The sequence below is a fragment of the Pseudomonas sp. LM13 genome (genome assembly GCF_041381355.1).
In the GTDB taxonomy this organism is placed as follows: domain Bacteria; phylum Pseudomonadota; class Gammaproteobacteria; order Pseudomonadales; family Pseudomonadaceae; genus Stutzerimonas; species Stutzerimonas frequens.
The window spans coordinates 428,836-450,112 of the sequence record NZ_JACBXH010000001.1; the positions used below are offsets into that span (position 1 = coordinate 428,836).

General features: G+C 65.4%; 17 protein-coding genes. 8 read left to right on the forward strand and 9 right to left on the reverse strand.

Annotated elements, in window-relative coordinates; translation table 11 throughout:
- Window positions 1-114: 114 nt before the first annotated feature.
- Complete coding sequence (gene mscK / locus HZR81_RS01965; RefSeq protein ID WP_500127183.1) at window positions 115-3,411, forward strand: mechanosensitive channel MscK; 3,297 nt, start codon at window positions 115-117, stop codon at window positions 3,409-3,411.
- Between the two features lie 91 nt (window positions 3,412-3,502).
- The gene (selO, locus tag HZR81_RS01970) at window positions 3,503-4,963 is read left to right on the forward strand and encodes a protein adenylyltransferase SelO (protein WP_500127184.1); all 1,461 of its coding nucleotides are present in this window, start codon (window positions 3,503-3,505) and stop codon (window positions 4,961-4,963) included.
- A 57-nt stretch (window positions 4,964-5,020) separates the two neighbouring features.
- Here selO and HZR81_RS01975 read toward each other — a convergent pair whose 3' ends face one another.
- The 5 genes from HZR81_RS01975 to HZR81_RS01995 all read right to left on the reverse strand — a co-directional run bounded on the left by HZR81_RS01975 (window position 5,021) and on the right by HZR81_RS01995 (window position 11,504).
- The gene (locus HZR81_RS01975) at window positions 5,021-6,211 is read right to left on the reverse strand and encodes a hybrid sensor histidine kinase/response regulator (protein WP_200601002.1); all 1,191 of its coding nucleotides are present in this window, start codon (window positions 6,209-6,211) and stop codon (window positions 5,021-5,023) included.
- 2 nt (window positions 6,212-6,213) lie between these two features.
- Complete coding sequence (locus tag HZR81_RS01980) at window positions 6,214-6,813, reverse strand: chemotaxis protein CheB (protein WP_063540764.1); 600 nt, start codon at window positions 6,811-6,813, stop codon at window positions 6,214-6,216.
- Window positions 6,810-7,628 (reverse strand): CheR family methyltransferase, encoded by an 819-nt coding sequence (locus HZR81_RS01985; RefSeq protein ID WP_110778911.1) that lies wholly within the window; start codon window positions 7,626-7,628, stop codon window positions 6,810-6,812. Before HZR81_RS01985 ends, HZR81_RS01980 begins: the two co-directional genes overlap by 4 nt.
- A 1-nt stretch (window position 7,629) precedes the next feature.
- Complete coding sequence (locus HZR81_RS01990; RefSeq protein WP_500127185.1) at window positions 7,630-11,130, reverse strand: response regulator; 3,501 nt, start codon at window positions 11,128-11,130, stop codon at window positions 7,630-7,632.
- A gap of 215 nt (window positions 11,131-11,345) precedes the next feature.
- On the reverse strand, window positions 11,346-11,504 hold the full coding sequence (locus HZR81_RS01995) for a YqaE/Pmp3 family membrane protein (protein WP_003286662.1): 159 nt from the start codon (window positions 11,502-11,504) through the stop codon (window positions 11,346-11,348).
- Between the two features lie 420 nt (window positions 11,505-11,924).
- On the opposite strand from HZR81_RS01995, the gene HZR81_RS02000 reads away from it, so the two are divergent.
- On the forward strand, window positions 11,925-12,917 hold the full coding sequence (locus HZR81_RS02000) for an SDR family oxidoreductase (protein ID WP_500127186.1): 993 nt from the start codon (window positions 11,925-11,927) through the stop codon (window positions 12,915-12,917).
- 7 nt (window positions 12,918-12,924) lie between these two features.
- Here the strand turns inward: HZR81_RS02000 and HZR81_RS02005 are convergent, their stop codons facing one another.
- Window positions 12,925-13,113, reverse strand: coding sequence for a hypothetical protein (locus tag HZR81_RS02005; RefSeq protein ID WP_500127187.1), 189 nt, complete (start codon window positions 13,111-13,113; stop codon window positions 12,925-12,927).
- Window positions 13,113-13,946, reverse strand: coding sequence for an MBL fold metallo-hydrolase (locus HZR81_RS02010; RefSeq protein ID WP_500127188.1), 834 nt, complete (start codon window positions 13,944-13,946; stop codon window positions 13,113-13,115). Before HZR81_RS02010 ends, HZR81_RS02005 begins: the two co-directional genes overlap by 1 nt.
- 180 nt (window positions 13,947-14,126) lie before the next feature.
- Between HZR81_RS02010 and HZR81_RS02015 the strand changes: the two genes are divergently transcribed.
- The 4 genes from HZR81_RS02015 to HZR81_RS02030 all read left to right on the forward strand — a co-directional run bounded on the left by HZR81_RS02015 (window position 14,127) and on the right by HZR81_RS02030 (window position 17,769).
- Entirely contained in the window at window positions 14,127-15,503 is a 1,377-nt protein-coding gene (locus HZR81_RS02015) for an NfeD family protein (protein ID WP_500127189.1), read from the forward strand.
- Window positions 15,493-16,251, forward strand: a complete 759-nt coding sequence (locus HZR81_RS02020; RefSeq protein ID WP_161612563.1) for a slipin family protein — start codon at window positions 15,493-15,495, stop codon at window positions 16,249-16,251. The genes HZR81_RS02015 and HZR81_RS02020 overlap by 11 nt, the downstream gene beginning before the upstream one ends.
- On the forward strand, window positions 16,252-16,755 hold the full coding sequence (locus tag HZR81_RS02025) for an LEA/WHy family protein (protein ID WP_500127190.1): 504 nt from the start codon (window positions 16,252-16,254) through the stop codon (window positions 16,753-16,755).
- A 105-nt stretch (window positions 16,756-16,860) separates the two neighbouring features.
- On the forward strand, window positions 16,861-17,769 hold the full coding sequence (locus HZR81_RS02030; protein ID WP_500127191.1) for an EamA family transporter: 909 nt from the start codon (window positions 16,861-16,863) through the stop codon (window positions 17,767-17,769).
- Here HZR81_RS02030 and treF read toward each other — a convergent pair.
- Entirely contained in the window at window positions 17,766-19,418 is a 1,653-nt protein-coding gene (treF, locus tag HZR81_RS02035) for an alpha,alpha-trehalase TreF (protein WP_500127192.1), read from the reverse strand. The two genes, HZR81_RS02030 and treF, sit on opposite strands and share 4 nt — an antisense overlap.
- On the reverse strand, window positions 19,415-20,182 hold the full coding sequence (locus HZR81_RS02040) for an SDR family oxidoreductase (RefSeq protein ID WP_500127193.1): 768 nt from the start codon (window positions 20,180-20,182) through the stop codon (window positions 19,415-19,417). The genes treF and HZR81_RS02040 overlap by 4 nt, the downstream gene beginning before the upstream one ends.
- Before the next feature lie 203 nt (window positions 20,183-20,385).
- Between HZR81_RS02040 and rarD the strand changes: the two genes are divergently transcribed.
- Window positions 20,386-21,276: an EamA family transporter RarD gene (rarD, locus tag HZR81_RS02045; RefSeq protein WP_063540751.1), complete on the forward strand. Its 891-nt coding sequence runs from the start codon at window positions 20,386-20,388 to the stop codon at window positions 21,274-21,276.
- Window position 21,277: the final 1 nt, after the last annotated feature.

Genomic DNA, 21,277 nt, shown 5'->3' on the forward strand with positions numbered 1-21,277 from the left:
AGCCGCCGGCTGGCGCGGCCGCTCATCCGCCGCTCGGTTGCCGGGTACTCGCGCTGGGCCGGCACAGTCCGTAGACTTCCGCTCTTCCCGGTCATCCGCTACGTCACTGCCCTCATGTCACTTCTGCGCACGCTGTTGCTCTCGACGCTCTGCCTGATCGTCGCCCCCTTGCATGCCCAATCGCTGGACAGCCTCACTGGAACGCCCCCCAGCGCCGAAGGCGAAGCGAAGCCCGCCGCGCAATCGCTGGGCGAGCAGACCCAGCGCATGGTCGAGCAGACCGAAACCAGCAAGACCCGCCTCGACGAGCTGAAGACGCAACTGGCGCAGGCGCCGAAGGAGATCGCCGAAGCCCAGCGCGAGCTGGCCAGACTCAAGGCCAGCCCCGAGCAGGACCCCGCCGAACGCCACGCCAAGCAATCGGTCGAGGCGCTGGAGCAGCGTCTGAGCGCGCGGGTCGAGGAACTGGCTGAATGGCAGAAGCAATACAGCTCGGCCAACAGCATGATCATCTCGGCGCAGACACGCCCCGAACGCGCTCAGGCGCAGATCGGTACGGCACAGACACGCATCCAGGAGATCAACAACCTGCTCAAGAGCGGCCGCGAAGCCGGCAAGCCGCTGAGCGACGAGCGACGAGCGCTGCTAGATGCCGAAATCCTCGCGCTCGGCGCGCAGATCGAGCTGCGCCGCCAGGAACTGGCCGGCAACAGCCTGCTGCAGGACCTCGGCAAGGCTCGCCGTGATCTGCTCGCCGAACGCATTCGGCGTGCGGAGGAAGAAACCCAGGCGCTGCAGAACCTGATCAACGAAAAGCGCCGGGCCGAATCGGAACAGACCGTGGCGGAGTTCTCGGCACGGGTGCAGCAGGCCGGCTCGGACAAACTGCTCGCCGCCGAAAGCGCCGAGAACCTCAAGCTCTCCGATTACCTGCTGCGCGCCACCGAACGCCTCAACCGTCTGAACCAGCAGAACCTGCAGACCCGTCAACAGCTCGACACGCTCAACCAGACCGACCAGGCACTGGAGGAGCAGATCGCCGTGCTCGAAGGCAGCCTGCTGCTGTCGCGCATTCTCTATCAGCAGAAGCAGGCGCTGCCGAGCCTGCAGCTGGACAAGAATCTCGCCGACGAGATCGCCGATATCCGCCTCTATCAGTTCGAGCTGAACCAGCGCCGTGAAGCCGCAGGCAACCCCTCTGCCTACGTCGAGCAGCTGTTGGCCCAGCAGAACGCAGAGGAGGTCACACCGGAACTGCGGCGCACCCTGCTGGAGCTGGCGACCACCCGCAGCGAGCTGCTCGACCGCCTGAACCGCGAACTGGATGCCCTGCTCAACGCATCCATCACCCTGCAGCTGAACCAGAAGCAGCTGCAGGACACCGCCAGCGCGCTCAGCGAAACCCTCGACGAGCAGATGTTCTGGATTCCGAGCAACAAACCGCTCGATTTCAGCTGGTTGAAGACCGCGCCCCTGCTGCTGGAGCGGCAAATCAGCACCCTGCCTTGGGCGTCGGCGCTACAGGGCCTGGCCGCCGGGCTGGGTGAGCGGCCGCTGCTGTTCCTGCCACTGTTCCTGATGATCGCAGCGCTGCTCTGGCGGCGACCGGCGATCAACGCCAAGCTGGACGCACTGAGCAAAGACATCGGCCATTTCCGCAACGACAGCCAGATGCATACGCCTCTCGCCCTACTGCTCAATCTGCTGCTGGCGCTGCCCGGCGCGCTGCTGCTGGCGCTGTGCGGTTACCTGTTGCAGATCGATGCGCGCGGACAGAATCTCGGCATCGGCGCCGCGTTTTACCAGATGGCGCAGGGCTGGCTGGTGTTCTACACCGCCTATCGCATGCTCTCCCCTGGGCGGGTTGCGGAACTGCATTTCCGTTGGTCGCACCCGCAGGTGATCTTCCTGCGCAACGAGATTCGTCGCCTCGGGCTGATCGTGCTTGCGCTGGTGGTGGTGGTCAGCATTGCCGAGCAACGACCGGCCAACCTGGCGGACGACGTGCTGGGGCTCCTCGTCGTTCTTGCCTGTTATGCACTAATGAGCTGGCGGCTGACGCGCATGCTGCTCAAAGGCCCGTCACATGAAAACGCCCCACCGAGCCGCCTGTTGCTCGGGATGACCTTTACCATGCTTCCCCTGGCACTGATCGTCGCAGTCGGAGCGGGTTACTACTACACCGCACTGAAACTTACCGATCGACTTATCGACACGCTCTACCTGCTGATGATCTGGGTCGCGCTCGAGGCTACGCTGGTTCGATCGCTGACCATCGCCGCCCGTCGGCTTGCCTATCAGCGAGCTATTGCCAGGCGCCAGGCGGCCGAAGAATCCGCCAACACCGAGCTTGACGAAACGGTCGACGAGCCGGGGCTGGATATCGAACAGGTCAACCAGCAGTCCTTGCGCTTGACCCGGCTCGCCACTTTCGCGCTACTGCTGGTGGCACTGTACTGGGTCTGGTCGGACCTTTTCTCGGTAATCTCATACCTGGATAACGTCGCGCTCTACGAATTTTCCAGCGGCAGTGGCGACACGCTGACCACTTCGACGATAAGCCTGAACGACCTGATCGGCGCACTGGCAATCATCGGCATCACGCTGGTGCTGGCGCGCAACCTGCCTGGCTTGCTGGAGGTTGCGGTGCTATCGCGCCTGCGCTTGGCGCCTGGGAGCGCTTATGCCACTGGCACGCTGCTTTCCTACACACTGGTCGGCACTGGCATTGTCTCGAGCCTGTCGACCCTTGGTGTCAGCTGGGACAAGCTGCAGTGGCTGGTCGCGGCGCTCTCGGTGGGCCTGGGCTTCGGTCTGCAGGAAATCTTCGCCAACTTCGTTTCCGGCCTGATCATCCTGTTCGAGAAACCCGTGCGTATCGGCGACGTCGTGACCATCGGCAATCTGTCCGGCACGGTCAGCCGCATTCGAATCCGGGCCACGACGATCACTGATTTCGACAACAAGGAAATCATTGTCCCGAACAAGACATTCGTGACCGATCAGTTGGTGAACTGGTCGCTGAGCGATACCGTCACGCGCGTCACGATACGCATCGGGGTCGAATTCGGCTCTGATCTTGAAGCCGTCCGCGAAATGCTGTTCAAGGCCGCCCGGGAGAACCCGCGCGTGCTGAAGGAACCCGAGCCGCAGGTGTTCTTCCTCAACTTTGGCGAGAGTCGACTGGAACACGAGTTGCGCCTGCACGTCCGTGATCTGGGTGACCGCAACCCCGTGATCGACGAGATCAACAGGCGCCTGGACCGGGAGTTCCGTGAAGTTGGCATCGTCGTCGCCTTCCGCCAGCTGGATGTACATCTGAAGAACCGCAATGGCCAGCAGCTGCAGCTCAGCGCTACCCCCAAGCCGTTAGAGGATGGCGACAAATCGGAGATCGACGATCGCGGCTGAGGAACGCCCAGTCGGATCGCAGCCTCCAACCACCTGAACACGCCCGGCAATTGCCGGGCTATTCTTGCCTGCATGCCGCGCCGGAGGGATCTTGAAGACCCTGACCCAACTGACCTTCGACAACCGCTTCGCCCGTCTTGGCGATACGTTCTCCACCGAGGTGCCGCCGCAACCACTCGAGGCACCGCGCCTGGTAGTCGTCAGCGCGGCGGCCATGGCCCTGCTCGACCTGGACCCGACCGAAGCCGAGCAGCCTCTGTTCGCCGAGCTGTTCTCCGGACACAAGATCTGGTCCACCGCCGAGCCGCGGGCGATGGTCTATTCCGGTCATCAGTTCGGCAGCTACAACCCGCAGCTCGGCGACGGCCGCGGCCTGCTGCTCGGCGAGGTGGTCAACGAAGCGGGCGAGCACTGGGACCTGCACCTCAAGGGTGCCGGCAAGACGCCCTACTCGCGCATGGGCGATGGCCGCGCGGTGCTGCGCTCGTCGATCCGCGAGTTCCTCGCCAGCGAGCATCTGCACGCGCTGGGCATCCCAAGCTCCCGCGCGCTGTGCGTGACCGGCTCAGACACCACGGTCTACCGCGAACGACCGGAACGTGGCGCCATGCTGCTGCGCCTGGCACCGAGCCACGTGCGCTTCGGCCATTTCGAATTCTTCTATTACACCCGCCAGCATGCCGAGCTGAAGCAGCTGCTCGAGCATGTCATCGAGGCCCATTTTCCCGACCTGCTCGAGCACCCCGAACCATTCCACGCCTTCTTCCGCGAAGTGCTCGAACGCACCGCGGCGCTGATCGCCCGCTGGCAGGCCTACGGCTTCTGCCACGGGGTGATGAACACCGACAACATGTCGATCCTGGGCATCACCTTCGATTTCGGCCCCTATGCCTTCCTCGACGATTTCGACGCGCGGTTCATCTGCAACCACTCCGACGATACCGGCCGCTACTCCTTCGAGAATCAGGTGCCCATCGCCCACTGGAATCTGGCGGCGCTGGCCCAGGCGCTGACGCCCTTCGTCGAGGTCAAGCTGCTGCGTGAAGCCATGGAGCTGTTCCTGCCGCTGTACGAAGCCGAATGGCTCGACCTGATGCGCCGACGCCTGGGCTTTGCCGCCGCCGAAGCGGATGACGAGGCACTGGTGCGCCGTCTGCTGCAACTGATGCAGGCCAGCGCCGTGGACTACACGAACTTCTTCCGCGAACTCAGCGAGAGCCCTGCCGAACAGGCGGTCCGCCGCCTGCGCGAGGACTTCGTCGATCTGCCGGGCTTCGATGCCTGGGCGGCGGACTATTGCGCGCGCACCGCACGCGAGGGCAGCGCGCCGGCCGAGCGCCAGGCGCGCATGCAGGCGGTCAACCCGAAGTACATCCTGCGCAACTACCTGGCGCAGCAGGCCATCGAGGCGGCGGAGAAAGGCGACTACGAGCCGGTGCGCGAATTGCACCAGGTGCTCAGCCGACCGTTCGATGATCAGCCAGGCATGCAGCGCTACGCCGAGCGCCCGCCGGAATGGGGCAAGCATCTGGAGATCAGCTGCTCGTCCTGAGGTGCGCGGCCCCGTGACGGGCCGAGCCCATATCGCCGCTGGAGTGCCGTCGCTGCGCTACTTGCCCAATGGCAGCAGCACGCGGAACCGCGAGCCCTGACCTTCCTCGCTGTGAACCTGGATGCGGCCGTTGTGCGCCCTGACGATCTGGTCGGCGATGAACAGGCCAAGCCCGAGTCCGGCGCTGCTTTCGCTCCCCTCGGCACGCTCGAACTGGCAGAAGATGCGCTCCAGACTCTGCGGGCTGATGCCGATGCCGTGGTCGCGTACCTCGATGCACGCACCCTCCGCACAGGACGCAACACTGACATGCACCGGCTTGCCGGCACCGTAGCGCATCGCATTGGTCAGCAGGTTGGCCAGCACCTGTTCGATACGGAAGGCATCCCAGACGCCGATGATCGGCTCGTTTCGCTCCAGCCGCAGTTCGCAGCCGCAGGCTTCCATCTGCGCTGCGAAACTCTCCACGACGTTGCCCACCAGTTGCGCCAGATCGATCTGCGCCGGGCGGATCGACAGTTTGCCGGTACGGATTCGCGACACGTCGAGCATGTCGTCGATCAGCCGGATCAGGCTCTGAATCTGCCGCTCGTCCTTGTCCACCATGTTGCGCAGGCGCTCTTCGCTGAAGGCCTCGAGATTGTTGCGACCGAGCTGCAGCTTGCGCAGCTGCACCTCGAGAATCAGGGTGTTGAGCGGGGTCTTCAGCTCGTGGGAGACGATCGACATGAAGTCATCGCGCATGCGCACCGCATTCTCCAGCTCGGCCTTGGTGCTGCGCAGCTCATCGAGCAGCACTTCCTGCTCGCGGCGACTGCGCTCCAGCGCCTCCAGCTGCCGCGCCAGGCGCTTGCGCCCGCGGTACAGGTCGACGAACACGCTGACCTTGCTGCGCACCGCATGGGCGTCCAGCGGCTTGTGCATGAAATCCACCGCGCCGCTCTCGTAGCCCTTGAAGGCATAGTTAAGCTCGCGTCCAGCGGCGCTGACGAAGACGATGGGAATCTGCTTGGTGCGCTCGGTGCCGCGCATCAGCTCGGCCAGCTGGAAGCCGTCCATGCCCGGCATCTGCACATCGAGAATGGCCAGGGCGAATTCGTGCCGCAGAAGCAGTTCGAGCGCCTGTTCGGCCGACTCGGCCTGGTACACCCTGACGCCCGGCGCCTGCAGCAGTGCATCAAGGGCCAGCAGGTTCTCCGGCAGGTCATCGACGATCAGCAGATTCACCTCGTCGGTATGGTCGGGCATGGTCACTCCAGTTCTCGCAACAATCGGTGGATGTCGCGCAGAGGCAAGATGAAATCCGGCGCGAAGCGCTGGAGCGCGGCACGCGGCATGGTCGGTACCGCCGCTTCGGCTGGGTCCTGGACAACGGTCAGGCCACCACAACGATGGATCGCCTCGAGTCCCGCGGCGCCGTCCTCATTGGCACCGGTTAGCAGCAGCCCGGCGAGTTGCGCGCCCCATGCATCGGCGGCGGACTCGAACAGTACGTCGATGGACGGCCGCGAGAAATGCACCGCATCGTCCTGGCTCAGCGACAGGCTGCGATCGCGCTCGACCAGCAGGTGATAGCCGGGCGCCGCGAAGTACAGGGTGGCGCCACTTACCGCGTCCTTGTCGTCGGCCTCCTTCACCCGCAACCGGGTCCGGCGGCCGAAGATTTCGGCCAGGTGGGTCGGGCCGTTGGCCGGAACGTGCTGCACCACCAGAATCGGCAGGCGGAAGTTGGCCGGCAGATCGTCGAGCAGCATGCCGAGCGCCTCCAGCCCGCCAGCCGAGGCACCGATCACCACGGCCTCGATGGGCGGCTGCCGTTTGCTGCGCAATATAGCCTGCTCGCTGCTCATAGCTTGCGGAAGATCCTTTCCGATTTGTCGAATGGCTCGTAGAGACCGGCAAAGGCCGAGAACTCGACGGTCTCCTTGCTGCCAAGGCCAAGGAAACCCCGGTGGCAGAGCGACTCGTGGAACAGGCCGAACGCCCGATCCTGCAGCGGCTTATTGAAGTAGATCAGCACATTTCGGCAAGAAATCAGCTGTGTCTCGGAAAATACGCTATCGGTCGCCAAGCTATGGTCGGCAAAGGTAACCTTTTCTTTCAGCGACTTGTCCATGATCGCCGAGTCGTAGGCGGCGGTGTAGTAGTCGGAAAAGCTCTGCGTGCCACCGGCCTGCTGGTAATTGGCGGTGTACTGACGTAGGTGGTCGATGGCGAAGATGCCCTGGCGCGCCTGTTCCAGCGACCGCGGGTTGATGTCGGTGGCGTAAATGATCGAACGCTCCAGCAGGTCCTCTTCCTTGAGCAGGATGGCCATCGAATAGACTTCCTCGCCGGTGCTGCAGCCCGCGATCCAGATCTTCAACGACGGATAGGTGCGCAGCACCGGCACCACGTGCTCGCGCAGCGACCGGTAGTAGCCTGGGTCGCGGAACATCTCGCTGACCGGAATGGTGAGGTACTGCAGCAGCTCCATGAACGCCTGCGGATCGTAGAGAATCTTGCGCTGTAGTTCGGAGATACTCTGGCACTGCAGCTGCTTCAATGCCAGCAACACCCGGCGCTTGAGCGAAGCGCCGGAGTAGTCGCGGAAGTCATAGCTGTACTTGAGGTAGATGGCCTCGATCAGCAGCTTGAGTTCGATCTCGACATTGCGGTCGGGCATTTCACAGCAGCTCCACTTTCGGCAGCCAGACACGGATCAGCGAGAACAACCGATCGAGGTCGATGGGCTTGGCCAGGTAGTCGTTGGCGCCAGCGCTCAGGCAGCGATCCTGGTCATCCTTCATCGCCTTGGCGGTCACCGCGATGATCGGCAGCTTGGCGAAACGGGAGTCCTTGCGGATTTCCTGCATGGCGGTGAACCCATCCATCTCCGGCATCATGATGTCCATCAGCACCAGATCGATGGTGCCGTCGTGCTGCAGCCTGTCGATGGCCTCCAGGCCGTTGCGGGCGATTTCCACCAGCGCGCCCTTCTGTTCCAGCGCGCTGGTCAGGGCGAAGACGTTGCGCACATCATCGTCCACCACCAGGATCGTGCGGCCCTCGAAGGCCTTCTCGCGGCTGCGCGCGCTTTTCAGCATCTTCTGCCGCTCGGGCGGCATGTCCGACTCGACCTTGTGCAGGAACAGGGTGACCTCGTCGAGCAGGCGCTCCGGCGAGCGCGCCCCCTTGATGATGATCGAGCGCGAATACTTGAGCAGCGCCGCTTCCTCGTCGCGGGTCAGGTTGCGCCCGGTGTAGACGATCACCGGCGGGAAGGAGCAGATGTCCTCGCGAGCCATGCGTTCGAGCAGCTCGCTGCCGTCCATGTCCGGTAGCTTGAGGTCGATGATCATGCAGTCGAACACGGTGCTGCGCAGCAGCTCGAGCGCCTGCTCGCCGAACTCGACAGCGGTGATCTCGATATCGACGTCCTCGATCAGCCGCGACACGCTCTCGCGCTGACGTGCGTCGTCCTCGACCAGCAGGATGCGTTTGACCTTCTGCGCCAGTTTGGCTTCCAGACGGCTGAACACGTCCTTGAGCTCCTCACGGGTGGTCGGCTTCATTGCGTAGCCCACCGCGCCCATCTGCAGCGCCGCTTCCTTGCGGTCCTCTACCGATACCACGTGCACCGGGATATGCCGAGTGGCGGGATTTTCCTTGAGGCGTTCGAGCACGGTCAGCCCGGAGTGATCCGGCAGGCGCATGTCGAGCAGGATCGCGTCGGGCTTGTACTGCACGGCGGTATCGAAGCCGTCGTCGGCGTTCTGCGCCAGCAGGCAGCTGTAGTTCAGCTCGTGGGCGAGGTCGTAGAGGATGCGCGCGAACTGCGGCTCGTCCTCGATCACCAGTACGCAGCGCGCCTCGAACGGCCGCTCGTCACGGTCGTCCGGCAGCCACTGACGGGGAGCCGCGGCACGCTGCAGCAGGTCTCGCTCGACGGCGGCTGGAGGCGCCGGAGGCTCGAGCGTGACCACAGGCGCCGCCGCAGGCACGCTGGCAGGCGTGATGGGGCGCGGCTCACTGTAGTGTTCCGGCACCACCAGGGTGAACGTGCTGCCCGCCCCCGGCCTGCTCTGCACCTCGATCTCGCCACCGAGCAGATTGGCCAGTTCGCGCGAGATCGACAGCCCCAGGCCGGTGCCGCCATAGCGGCGATTGGTGGTGCCGTCGGCCTGACGGAACGCTTCGAAGATGGCGGCCTGCTGCTCCGGCGCAATCCCGATGCCAGTGTCGCGCACGGCGAATGCCAGCTGGTCTTCGCCACGCTTTTCCACCCGTAGCGTCACCGAGCCCTTCTCGGTGAACTTGAAGGCGTTCGCCAGCAGATTCTTGAGAATCTGCTCCAGACGCTGCCGATCGCTGAACAGGCTGACCGGCAGATCATCGGCCAGCTCGACCTCGAATTGCAGCGATCGCTCCATGGCCTGTGGCAGGAACAGGTTCTTCACCCCATCGACCAGTCGGGCGAGCACGGTCAGCTCGGGGTGCACCTCGAGCTTGCCGGCCTCCACCTTGGAGATGTCGAGAATGTCGTTGATCAGCGTGAGCAGGTCGTTGCCCGCCGAATAGATGGAGCGCGCGAACTGCACCTGATCGTCGCTGAGATTGCCCTCGGGGTTGTCGGCCAGCAGCTTGGCCAGGATCAGCGAGCTGTTCAGCGGCGTGCGCAACTCGTGGGACATGTTGGCGAGGAACTCGGACTTGTAGCGGCTGGCGCGCTGCAGTTCGTCGGCGCGCTGCTCGAGCATCAGCTGGGCCTCGTTCAGGCGCTGGTTCTTCTCGTCCATCTCGTCGCGCTGACGCGCGAGGGTTTCGGTCTGCTCGGCCAGCTGCTCGTTGGTCTGCTCCAGCTCGGCCTGCTGTTCTTCCAGGTGCGATTGCGACTCGCGCAGGGCGCTCGACTGTTCTTCCAGCTCTTCGTTGGCGGCACGCAGCTCTTCCTGCTGCACCTGCAGCTCCTCGTTGAGCTGCTGGGTTTCGGCCAGCACCTTCTGCAGGCGCTGGCGGTAGCGCGCTGCCTCGATCGCCGAGCCGATGCTGGGCACGATGCGCCGCAGCAGCTCGCTGTCCTGCTCGCGCAGCGGTCGCAGGAAGCCCAGTTCGATCACGCCATTGAGCAGGCCGCTGTCTTCCACCGGCACGATGAGCACCGAACGCGGCTGGGTGCCGCCCAGCGCCGAGGTCACCTTGAGGTAATCGGCCGGCAGGTCTTCGAGCGCCATCATCCGCCGCTCCAAGGCGGCCTGCCCTACCAGCCCCGTACCGACCTCGAGGCTACGCGCGCTCTGCAGATGTTCCGGGTCGTAGGCATATTCGGCAACGCGCTGCAGCTTGCCGTCCTGCACCACGTACAGCGCGCCGACGGCGGCGTCGATGTAGCGCGAGAGGAAGTTCAGCACGCCCTGGCCCAGGGCCGGCAGCGCCAGTTCGCCGATGATCGACTCGCTCAGCTGGGTCTGGCCGGTGCGGTACCAGGCCTGCTTTTCCAGCGCCTCGGCATGCGCCTGCTGCTTGCGCAGCGATTCGGAGTAGGTCGCCGACAGCGTGGTCAGGTCACGGCGACCGAGAAAGACCAGCAGGCCGCTGAAGATCAGGCTGAACAGCAGGAAGCCACCGATCAGCGCCGTGGTGACGATTTCCGAGGTGTCGGTACGCTCGGCACGCAGCTGGCGCTCGGTGGCGATGAATTCGTTGAGCAGCGTGCGCCGCTGGTTGGTCAGGTCGAGGCCGCGGCGGGTGCGCACGTACTCGACGATCGACTCGCCGGCGCTACGCCGCGCGATCCCTTCTTCGGCAAAGGTGAGCCAGAGATGATGCGCCGCCTCGACCTTCTGGATGCGCGACAGCTGCAGCGGGTTGTCGCCGGCGAACTCCTTGAGCTCGCCCAGCTCCTGCTCGATTTGCTCCAGGCCCTGGCGGTAAGGATCGAGGAACGGCTTTTCGCCGGCGATCAGGTAGCCACGCAGGCCGGTTTCCAGATCGGCGATCAGGCGCAGCGCTTCATGGGCGTGGGCCACCCCCTTGACCGACTGATCGACCCAGTGGCTGACGCTCAGCAGGTAATAGACGATGGCACTGAAGAAGAAGGCGCTGAGGAAGCCGAAGCCCAGGGGCACGGCCACATTGCGATTGAGGATGCGCCTGAAATTGTTCTGATCGATGAAGGACTCGCTCATCTGGTTTCCTTTCCGTGTACCGGGGCAGGTCTGACGCAGCGCGGGGGCATCACCTGCGGGCGATGGCGCTCGGTTTCCGGCGTTTTCTTGAGTGTTTCGCGCGAAATTTTCTTGAGTGTTTCGCGCGAAATAGGTTCCGTAGCGCGGATGCGCGACTGTACACGGCCAGCGGAGGGAGTTCAAAAGCGGGCCCGGCCGAGCCGGGCTCTGAGCGATCAGCGGCGGGCGATGATCCAGACGGCGTGAATGATGCCCGGAATGTAGCCCAGCAGCGTGAGCAGGATGTTCAGCCAGAAGGCACCGGCAAAACCGACCTGGAGAAAGACGCCAAGCGGTGGCAGCAGAATCGCGAAGATGATGCGGATAAGGTCCATCAGGGTCTCCGTCAGTCAGGAATTGGCCATTACGAGGCTCACTGAATCGACCTGATTGACGCCAACGGGTTCCTTCGTCGGCGGGGCAGACCCGCCGCCCTCAGGGCAGCGGGAACGAGTCCGAAGGCGACCGGATAAGCCGCCGAGGGCATCTGATGGATGCACAGAGGGGGAAGACGCAGCCACCACGGTGGCATCGTTGCGTCATGCCGCTTCGCCTTTTGAGCCAAGGGGCGGCGCCAGCTATCGCTTAGCCTGCTAACCATCTCAGACCAAAGAAGTAGCCGCCATTGGCCATTGGTCGATAGCCGAGCGATCCACTGGGGCAAGCGGCGAACTCGGCCGGGCCTGGGCGGGTCGTCTAAGCAGGCTGCGGGCCACCGAAAGCGCCCGTTCATTGCAATGACCAGAGGACTTCCCATGCCAGAACCAACCGCGGTGATCTGTGGCGCGACTGCCGGTGTCGGCCGCGCCAGCGCCGAGGCCTTCGCCAGAGCCGGCTACCGCGTCGCGTTGATCGCGCGCGGCGAGCAGGGCCTGAGCGACACCCAGGCGCAGCTCGAAGCGCTGGGAGCCCGTGTGCTGGCGATCGCCGCCGATGTCGCCGATGCCCCGGCTTTGGAAGCGGCCGCCACGCGCGTCGAGGCCGAGCTGGGACCGATCGACGTCTGGGTAAACGCGGCGATGGCCACGGTGTTCGGCCCGTTTTCGGCACTGACTCCCGAAGAAATCCGCCGCGTCACCGAGGTGACCTACCTGGGCAGCGTGCACGGCACCCTGACCGCCCTGCGCCACATGCGCCCACGCAACCGCGGCACCATCGTCCAGGTCGGCTCGGCGCTGGCCTATCGTGCGATTCCGCTGCAGTCGGCCTACTGCGGCGCCAAGTTCGCCATCCGCGGCTTCATCGATTCACTGCGCTGCGAGCTGATTCACGACAGGAGCGCCATTCGCCTGACCATGGTGCAGTTGCCGGCGCACAACACGCCGCAGTTCGACTGGGCGCGCAACCGAATGAGCCGGCGCGCGCAGCCGGTGCCGCCGATCCACACGCCGGACGTCGCGGCCCGCGCCATCCTGCGTGCGGCCAGGAGCGCGCCACGGGAACTCTGGCTGGGTGCCGCCAGTTTCAAGGCGATCCTGGGTACGCAGCTGATGCCCGGCCTGCTCGATCGAATGCTCGCCCGTCGGGCCTGGGATGGTCAGCTGACCGCCGAGCCTGCCCCGTCCGAGCGCCCCGACAACCTGTTCGAGCCGGTAGAGGGTCTGCACCGGACCGACGGCCGTTTCACCGAGCAGGCCGTACCCCGGGCCGTATCGCTCAGTGCGGCGACCGCCAGCGGACTGGCCGTTGGCGCCGGTGCGCTGTTGGCGCTCGGCGTTGGCCTGTTGCTTGGCCGTCGCCGGCGCTGAGCTGTCGTTACCGGCGCGGCTCGCGTTTGCGGCGGATGTTGATCCAGGAGAGCACGGCCAGCGCCAGCATGGCGCCGGTCATGTTGTAGTTGCCGATCGCCGCATAGCCGAGCGCGGCCAGCGAACAGGCGCCGAAGCCGATCCAGCGCACGGCGGCCATCATCCGTTCCACCGCCCGGCTGCGTGGCGCCGCCATCAGTGCGCACCGCGCTGCATGCGCGCCAGCTCCTGCGCGTCATGGCTGCAGAACAGCGTGACCTCGTCGCGGTGCTCCAGCGACAGCGTCCACAGCCGGTGCTGGTTGGCCAGGCGCGCCGTGCGATCGACTTCCATCATGCGCTGATAGAAGCGCAGCCCGGGCGTGCAATGGCTCTCGTTGCGGCCGACCTCGTCACGATAGAAATAGGCGTCGCCGGCATGCAGCAGCCAGCCGCTGTCGGTCTGCACGGCGACCCCGGCGTGGCCGTGGGTATGCCCGGTCAGCGGGATCAGCTGGATTTCCGGCGGCAGCCCGCGCAACTCGCGCACCGCCTGGAAACCGAACCAGAGCTCGCCGCCCGGCTCGTAGAACTGCCAGTTGCGCACCTCGTCCCACTGCCGGTGACGGTAGCGGTTGTGGCCGATAAAGCTGCGTGTCGCCCGGGCGGCATCCATCTCACGCTGCAGCACGTGCACCTGGGCCTGCGGAAAATCCGACAGGCCGCCGGCGTGATCGAAATCCAGATGGGTGAGCACGATATGGCGCACGTCCCCGGCGGCGAACCCGAGCTGGCGCAGCTGCTCCAGCGCGGTGTAGCGCGGCTCCAGCTGGATGTTGTTGAGCACCCGGAAGAACCGGCTGAGGCGATCACCCGGACGCCGCACGTCTTCGGTGCCGAAACCGGTATCCACCAGCACCAGTCCGTGCTGCTCGGTCTCGAGCAGCAGGCAATGGCAAACCAGCTGCGCCGTCAGCCCCTTGCTGAAGCCATCGAACAAGGCGCCGCCGAGCGGGCACATGCAACCGCAGTTCAGGTGATGGACACGCATGGGCACTCCTCGCTCGACGAGCCGACAGGATCGCCGGCTCTATGTCGTCAGAGGCCGTGCCGCGCGCCGGAGTTCAGCCTGCCGGGATGCGAACTCTGTCCGCCGCAACCCGGTAACAGCCGGTGGTCTACGCTGAACAGGGGCACGCCGGGTGCCCGTTCGCACAAGAGGACGCCTGTCATGCCTCGCCATTCCGCCCACTGGCTGCTGGCCATGCTGCTCCTGCTGGCGGTCCAGAGTGCGAGCGCCGCCGCACCGGTGACGCTGCTGCGGGTCGATGGCGCCATCGGTCCGGCGAGTGCCGACTACATCCTGCGTGGCCTGCAACACGCCCGCGACGAGGGTGCGCAGCTGGTGGTGCTGGAACTGGACACTCCCGGCGGACTGGACACCTCGATGCGCGCCATCATCAAGGCGATCCTCGCCAGCCCCATCCCGGTCGCCACCTACGTCACCCCCAGCGGCGCCCGCGCGGCCAGTGCCGGCACCTACATGCTCTACGCCAGCCATGTCGCGGCGATGGCGCCGGGCACCAACCTCGGCGCGGCGACGCCGGTGCAGATCGGCGGCATGCCCGGCGCGCCGCCCGAGCAGCCGCAAGGCGAGCGGGACGAGCAAACCAGGGCACCCGGCGATGCCATGAGCCGCAAGCAGGTCAACGACGCGGCGGCCTATATCCGCGGCCTCGCCCAGCTGCGCGGACGCAATGCCGAGTGGGCCGAGCAGGCGGTGCGCGAGGCGGTCAGCCTGTCGGCCAGCGAAGCGCTGGAGCAGAAGGTGATCGACTATCTGGCGCGCGACGTCGCCGACCTGCTGCGCCAGCTCGACGGCAAGACGCTCGCCGTCCCGGATACCGAAGTCACGCTGCACACGGCTGACGCGCAGTTGATCGAACACGCGCCGGACTGGCGGGTACGCCTGCTGGCGGTGATCACCAACCCGAGCGTGGCACTGATCCTGATGATGATCGGCATCTACGGGCTGATCCTCGAACTCTCCAACCCCGGCATCGGCGCCGGCGGCGTGCTCGGCGGCATCTGTCTGATCCTCGCGCTGTATTCGCTGCAGCTGCTGCCGGTGAACTACGCCGGCGTGGCGCTGATCCTGCTCGGCATCGCCTTCATGGTCGCCGAAGCGTTTCTGCCGAGCTTCGGCGTGCTCGGCATTGGCGGCGTGGCCGCGTTCGTCGCTGGCGCGGTGATCCTCATCGATACCGAGGTGCCGGGTTTCGGCATTCCGCTGGCGTTGATCATCACCCTTGCCCTCACCAGTGCGCTGCTGGTGTTCGCCATCGTCGCCATGGCGCTGAAGGCGCGACGCCAGCGCCTGGTTGGCGGCGACAGCGAGCTGATCGGCAGCCTCGCGCAGATCACCTCGGTCTCGGTGCAGGACCCCCACAGCGGCTGGCTGCATCTGCAGGGCGAGAACTGGCAGGTGCACAGCGTCTCGCCGCTGGCGGCCGGCCAGCAGGTACGGGTGATCGCGCGGCACGGACTGCAGCTGGAAGTCGCTGCACAGCCATCAAGCAATCGAGAGGAGCTGAACCATGGGCTATGAAATGAGTTTTCTGGTGTTGCTGGTGCTGCTGTTCGGCCTGCTGGCGTCGACCTTCCGCATCCTGCGCGAATACGAGCGTGGCGTGGTGTTCATGCTCGGACGTTTCTGGAAGGTCAAGGGGCCGGGCCTGATCCTGGTGATTCCCGGCATCCAGCAGATGGTGCGGGTCGATCTGCGCACGCTGGTGCTCGACGTACCGACCCAGGACGTGATCTCCCGCGACAACGTCTCGGTGAAGGTCAATGCGGTGGTCTACTACCGCGTGCTGGACGCGCAGAAGGCGATCATCCAGGTCGAGGATTACCATTCGGCCACCAGCCAGCTGGCGCAGACCACGCTGCGTGCAGTGCTCGGCAAGCACGAACTGGATGACATGCTGGCCGAACGCGAACAGCTCAACAGCGACATCCAGCAGGTGCTCGATGCGCAGACCGACGCCTGGGGGATCAAGGTGGCGAACGTCGAGATCAAGCACGTCGACCTCGACGAATCGATGATCCGTGCCATTGCGCGGCAGGCCGAGGCGGAACGCGAGCGGCGGGCGAAGGTCATTCATGCGGAGGGCGAACTGCAGGCGTCGGAGAAGCTGATGCAGGCCGCCGAGATGCTCGGCCGGCAATCGGGCGCCATGCAGCTGCGCTACATGCAGACGCTGAACAGCATCGCCGGCGACAAGAGCTCGACCATCGTCTTTCCGCTGCCCATCGAGCTGCTGCAGGGCATCAAGAACCTCGACAGGAAACCCTGAGTGCACATATTCCTCACGCTTCATCGACCGCTGCGCCTGCTGCTGATTGCCCTGCTTGCCTCGGCGCTGGGCGCCTGCGCGGCTTTTTCACCGCGCGACCCGCTCAATGTTCAGGTCGCCGGTATTCAACCGCTGCAGGGCGAGGGGCTGGAGGTGCGCTTCCTGGTCAAGCTGCGCCTGCAGAACCCCAACGAGGGCGCCATCGACTACAACGGCGTCGCCCTGGACCTGGAGATCAACGGCCGGCGGCTGGCCAGTGGTGTCAGCGACCAGCGCGGCACGGTGCCGCGCTTCGGCGAGAGCGTGCTCGAAGTGCCGGTGACGATCTCCGCCTTCTCCGCCGCGCGCCAGGCGCTGGGGCTGGCCGAGCACATCGGCCTCGACGAAGTGCCCTATGTCTTGCGCGGCAAACTCGCCGGCGGCCTGTTCGGTACCCAGCGCTTCGTTGAGAAGGGCACATTCGACCTGTCACCCGTGAACGACTCGCCCTATCGACGCCCCTGAGCAGCTGCTCCACACGCATGGCTGCGCTTGCAAATGCACGTAAGGGGGCCGTGAAGCCACCTTACCGGCATAATCGAGCACCGCAGCAGGTGGATCACAACTTCCATGCAGACGACCGCCACGCCATTCCCGCGCCATACCGCCGTGCTGATCCTCGCCGCACTGGCCAGCGCCTTTGCCGCCAATCATATTGCCGCACGCATCGCCTTCGACCATGACACTGGACTGCTACTGGCCGTGCTCTGCCGCGCCGGGGTGACGATGCTGGCGCTGGCCACACTGGTGTTCTGGCGCCGCGAGTCGTTGCAGCTGAGCCCCGCCACCTGGCGCTGGCAAGTCCTACTAGGCCTGCTGATCGCAGTGCAGAGCATCTGTATCTATTCGGCTGTAGCACGCATTCCGGTGGGGCTTGCACTGCTGGTGGTCAACCTCTCGCCGATCCTGCTGGCACTGCTGACCTGGCTGCTCGGCGGCCCCCGACCGACCCGCCAGACACTGGCGGTCATGGGCCTGATCCTGTTCGGCCTCGTGCTGGTGCTCGACGTGCCTGCACGTCTGGTCAGCAGCGAGGCGCCGGACGGCCAGTGGGTCGCCGGCATCCTGTTCAGCCTGACGGCTGCCGCGGTGTTCGCGGTGGCGCTGTGGGTCACCGAGCACAAGCTCTCGCAGATGGCCGGCTCGGTACGCAGCATGCTGACCCTGATCGTGGTGTTCCTCGCCTCCGCCGCGCTCGGCAGCAGCAGCCTGATTCCCGGCGGGCTCGGCCTACCCAGCGCCAGCGCCGGCTGGATCGCCCTCGCATGCCTGGTGCTGCTCTATGGCGCCGCCTTCTCGACGCTGTTCATCTGCATGCCGCGACTGAACATTGCACGCAACGCTCCAGTGATGAACATGGAACCGGTCGCCGGCATGCTGCTGGGCTGGCTGGTGCTTGGCCAGCTGCTCGGACCCTTGCAAGTGCTCGGTAGCCTGATCGTCGTAGGGGGTATCGTTCTGCTGGCGTACCGCCGCTAGGGCCGGCGCCCGCCGTTGCCGGAACCCAGCCGTTCGCGTCCGCTGCGGTCAGTCTGCGAGCATTGCCCGGCACGACAGCGGTTGGCCTCGTGATTGGGATCTTCCTGCATCAGTTTGCGGGTGACGCCGTTGGTCCAGCCGAAGCCGTCCTGCAACGGGTATTCGCCGCCGCCGGCGTGCTCGGTACAGGGCCGCAGCACGTATTTTTCCACCAGCTTGTTCTCGCGCTCGAACAGGTGACTGACGATGGTCAGCCAGCGCTCCTCGATTTCGAGCGCCAGGGCGTTATGGCCATAGTGCTGCAGGCCACGAATGGCCATCCACTGCAGCGGTGCCCAGCCATTGGGGCGGTCCCACTGCTCGCCGCTGCCGCTGATCTCGGTAGTGGCCAGGCCGCCCGGCGCCAGCAGGCGCTCACGTACCGTCGCCGCCACCGCCGCGGCCTGCTCGACGCCGGCCATGCGCACGAACAATGGCGCGAGGGTCGCGGCGGTGAGGTTGTCGCGCGGCCGGCCACGCTGCCAGTCGTAATCGAAATAGGCACCGCAACGCGGGTTCCACAGGTATCGATCGATGGCCGCCCGGCGCGATTCGGCACGCTGGGCAAAGGTCTCGGCACAGCTGTGCTGGCCCTTCACCGCCGACAGCTCGGCGATCTGCCGCTCCAGCTTGTAGAGCAGCGCGTTGAGGTCGATCGGCAGGATGCCGGTGGTACGGATGGTCGCCAGCCGGTGGGCGTCGTCGAGCCAACGCGAGCTGAAGTCCCAGCCCGACTCGGCGCCAGCGCGCAGATCGCGGTAGACCTCGTGCCGCGGCCGGCAGCTGGCCCGCGCAGTCTCGACATCCTCGCGATAGGACTCCTCGCGTGGTGTGTCGCGCTCGTCCCAGTAGCGGTTGAGCACCACCCCGTCCGCCAGACAGACGCAGCGCCGATGCGTCTCGCCCGGGCGCAGCGAGTCGGCACCCTCCATCCAGAAGGCGTATTCCTTGCGCAGTTGCGGCAGGTAGTCGCTGGCGCGGTGGACGCCGGTTTCCTCGAACAGCTCGGTCATCAGGGCGAAGACCGGCGGCTGCGAGCGCCCCAGATAATAGGTGCGGTTGCCGTTGGGTACGTGGCCGTAGGTGTCGATCAGGTAGGCGAAGTTGTCTGCCATCGAGCGCAGCAGGTCGCAGTGTCCGCTTTCGTCCAGGCCGAGCATGGTGAAGTAGGAGTCCCAGTAGTACATCTCGGTAAAGCGCCCGCCTGGTACCACGTAGTCGTACGGCAGCGGCAGCAGCGAGGAATGCGCCGGATGTTCACGAGGATGGCGGGTCAGCACCGGCCAGAGCCGGTCGATGTGCTCGGCCAGGTTGTCGTCAGGGTTGGCGACGAAGTCTCTGGCGGGCATCTCGTAGAGGCTGAAATGCTCGTGAACAAAGGCGGACAGATCGAAGCCGGGCTCGTTGCAGCAGGCGCGGTAGGCCTCGAGGATGGCTTCGGGATGGCGCCGCGGCGAGCAGTCGACGAAGGTCTTGCTGTCAGCAAACACCCGCTGCATCTGCACGGCGACGAAAAGCTCCTGATAGCGATCGGCGGGGCTGAGCGTGTCGGCCCGCGAGATGGCGCTGGTGTCATGACTGAACGGCTGGTTCGGGGGGATCTCGGTCATTGCTCGCTGTAGTTCCATAGCAGGCCGCCATCGACCACCAGTGTAGTCCCGGTGATGTATTCGGCATCCGGTGAGGCGAGAAAGGCGACGACGCCAGCGACGTCGTGCGGGCGGCCAAGACGGCCGGCCGGGATGTTCTGCAGCAGGTTGGCGAGCTTGTCCGGCTGGTTCATCAACTCGCGGTTGATCGGCGTCTCCACCGCGCCGGGCGCAACGTTGTTCACCGTGATGCCCAGCGGCGCCAGCTCGATGGCGATGTTGCGCATCAGCATCTTCAGCCCACCCTTGCTCGCGCAGTAGGCGGTGAAGTTGGGATACGGCAGCTCTTCGTGCACCGAGCTGTTGTTGATGATGCGTCCGCCGCGGCCCTGCTCGCGCAAATGGCGGGCAAACGCCTGGGCGAGGAAGAACGGCCCACGCAGGTTGACGTTCAGCACCTGATCATAATCGTCCGCCTGCGCGTCGAGGAACGCCGCGTGCCGCTGCACGCCGGCATTGTTGACCAGGATGTCCAGCCTGCCCATCTGCGCGATGCTCTCGCGCACCAGCCGATGGCACTGCTCGACGTCACCGACATCGGCGGCGATGAAGCACACCCTCCGGCCCAGGGCGCGGACCTGCTCGAGGCTCTCGCGGGCCTGTTCGTCGTTCTCGCGGCCGTTGATGACAATGTCGGCGCCCTCTTCAGCCAGGCGCACGGCAATGCCGCGGCCGATGCCCTGAGTGCTGCCGGTGACCAGGGCAACCTGATTGTGCAAGCGCATTGCCGTCCTCCGCTCGCGCTGACCCGCGCGCTGCCGTCTCGATTAGCGATGCAGATGAGACGAGGGCAAGCGCCCGAGTGTTCCCCTTTGTTGATCGATCGGACAGTCCGTCGCGCGGGATCGCTCTGTTAGCTGACTAATCTTTCTCTCCCGCCGGCAAAGGCGCAGAATGGCCGGCTCTCCGCTGCCCGTAGAAGGAATTCATGCAAACCGCCGATTTGCGCAAGGGTTATCTGCTGGGGCTGGCCACCTTCAGCATCTGGGGCATGTTTCCGCTCTACTTCAAGGCGCTCGAGCAGTACGGCGCGCTGGAGATCGTCACCCAGCGGGTGATCTGGTCGGCCGTGTTCGGCTCGCTGGTACTGCTGGTCTGGCGTCATCCGGGCTGGTGGCGCGAGTTGCTGGCGCATCCACGTCGCCTCGGCGTGCTCGGCATCTCCAGCGTGCTGATCGCGGCCAACTGGCTGATCTACGTCTGGGCGGTGAACCACGACCGCATGGTCGAGGCGAGCCTGGGCTACTACATCAATCCGCTGGTCAATGTGCTGCTCGGCATGATCGTGCTGCGTGAGCGGCTGCGCCCGCTGCAGTGGCTGGCGGTGGCGATGGCCACCGTCGGCGTCAGCCTGCAGTTGCTGATGCTCGGCGAATTCCCATGGATTTCCATGGTGCTGGCGCTGAGCTTCGGCAGCTACGGCCTGCTTCGCAAGCTGGCACCGGTGGCCGCACTGCCCGGACTGGTGGTGGAAACCTGGATGTTGCTGCCGGTCGCGCTGGTCTGGCTGTTCTGGTTCAGCAGCGGCACGAGCACGGAACCCGCATTCTGGACCAGCACCGACGCGCTCTGGCTGATGGCGGCCGGCCCGGTGACGCTGATCCCGCTGCTCGGCTTCAACGCCGCCGCGCGCCACCTGCCGTATTCGACCCTGGGCTTCCTGCAGTACCTGACGCCGACGCTGCTGCTGATCCTCGCCGTGCAGCTGTTCGGCGAGCCGTTCCCAGTCGACCGACAACTGGCCTTCTTCTGCATCTGGGCCGGACTTGCGGTGTACAGCCTGGACACCTGGCGCATCATGCGCAAAAGCGCCGGCTGAG

Excerpts from the sequence above, each read along its gene's own strand:
- mscK (WP_500127183.1), top strand. The coding sequence starts at position 115 with ATGTCACTTCTGCGCACGCTGTTGCTCTCGACGCTCTGCCTGATCGTC.
- HZR81_RS01975 (WP_200601002.1), bottom strand. The coding sequence starts at position 6,211 with ATGCCCGACCATACCGACGAGGTGAATCTGCTGATCGTCGATGACCTG.
- HZR81_RS01980 (WP_063540764.1), bottom strand. The coding sequence starts at position 6,813 with ATGAGCAGCGAGCAGGCTATATTGCGCAGCAAACGGCAGCCGCCCATC.
- HZR81_RS01985 (WP_110778911.1), bottom strand. The coding sequence starts at position 7,628 with ATGCCCGACCGCAATGTCGAGATCGAACTCAAGCTGCTGATCGAGGCC.
- HZR81_RS01990 (WP_500127185.1), bottom strand. The coding sequence starts at position 11,130 with ATGAGCGAGTCCTTCATCGATCAGAACAATTTCAGGCGCATCCTCAAT.
- HZR81_RS01995 (WP_003286662.1), bottom strand. The coding sequence starts at position 11,504 with ATGGACCTTATCCGCATCATCTTCGCGATTCTGCTGCCACCGCTTGGC.
- HZR81_RS02000 (WP_500127186.1), top strand. The coding sequence starts at position 11,925 with ATGCCAGAACCAACCGCGGTGATCTGTGGCGCGACTGCCGGTGTCGGC.
- HZR81_RS02005 (WP_500127187.1), bottom strand. The coding sequence starts at position 13,113 with ATGGCGGCGCCACGCAGCCGGGCGGTGGAACGGATGATGGCCGCCGTG.
- HZR81_RS02010 (WP_500127188.1), bottom strand. The coding sequence starts at position 13,946 with ATGCGTGTCCATCACCTGAACTGCGGTTGCATGTGCCCGCTCGGCGGC.
- HZR81_RS02015 (WP_500127189.1), top strand. The coding sequence starts at position 14,127 with ATGCCTCGCCATTCCGCCCACTGGCTGCTGGCCATGCTGCTCCTGCTG.
- HZR81_RS02020 (WP_161612563.1), top strand. The coding sequence starts at position 15,493 with ATGGGCTATGAAATGAGTTTTCTGGTGTTGCTGGTGCTGCTGTTCGGC.
- HZR81_RS02030 (WP_500127191.1), top strand. The coding sequence starts at position 16,861 with ATGCAGACGACCGCCACGCCATTCCCGCGCCATACCGCCGTGCTGATC.
- treF (WP_500127192.1), bottom strand. The coding sequence starts at position 19,418 with ATGACCGAGATCCCCCCGAACCAGCCGTTCAGTCATGACACCAGCGCC.
- HZR81_RS02040 (WP_500127193.1), bottom strand. The coding sequence starts at position 20,182 with ATGCGCTTGCACAATCAGGTTGCCCTGGTCACCGGCAGCACTCAGGGC.
- rarD (WP_063540751.1), top strand. The coding sequence starts at position 20,386 with ATGCAAACCGCCGATTTGCGCAAGGGTTATCTGCTGGGGCTGGCCACC.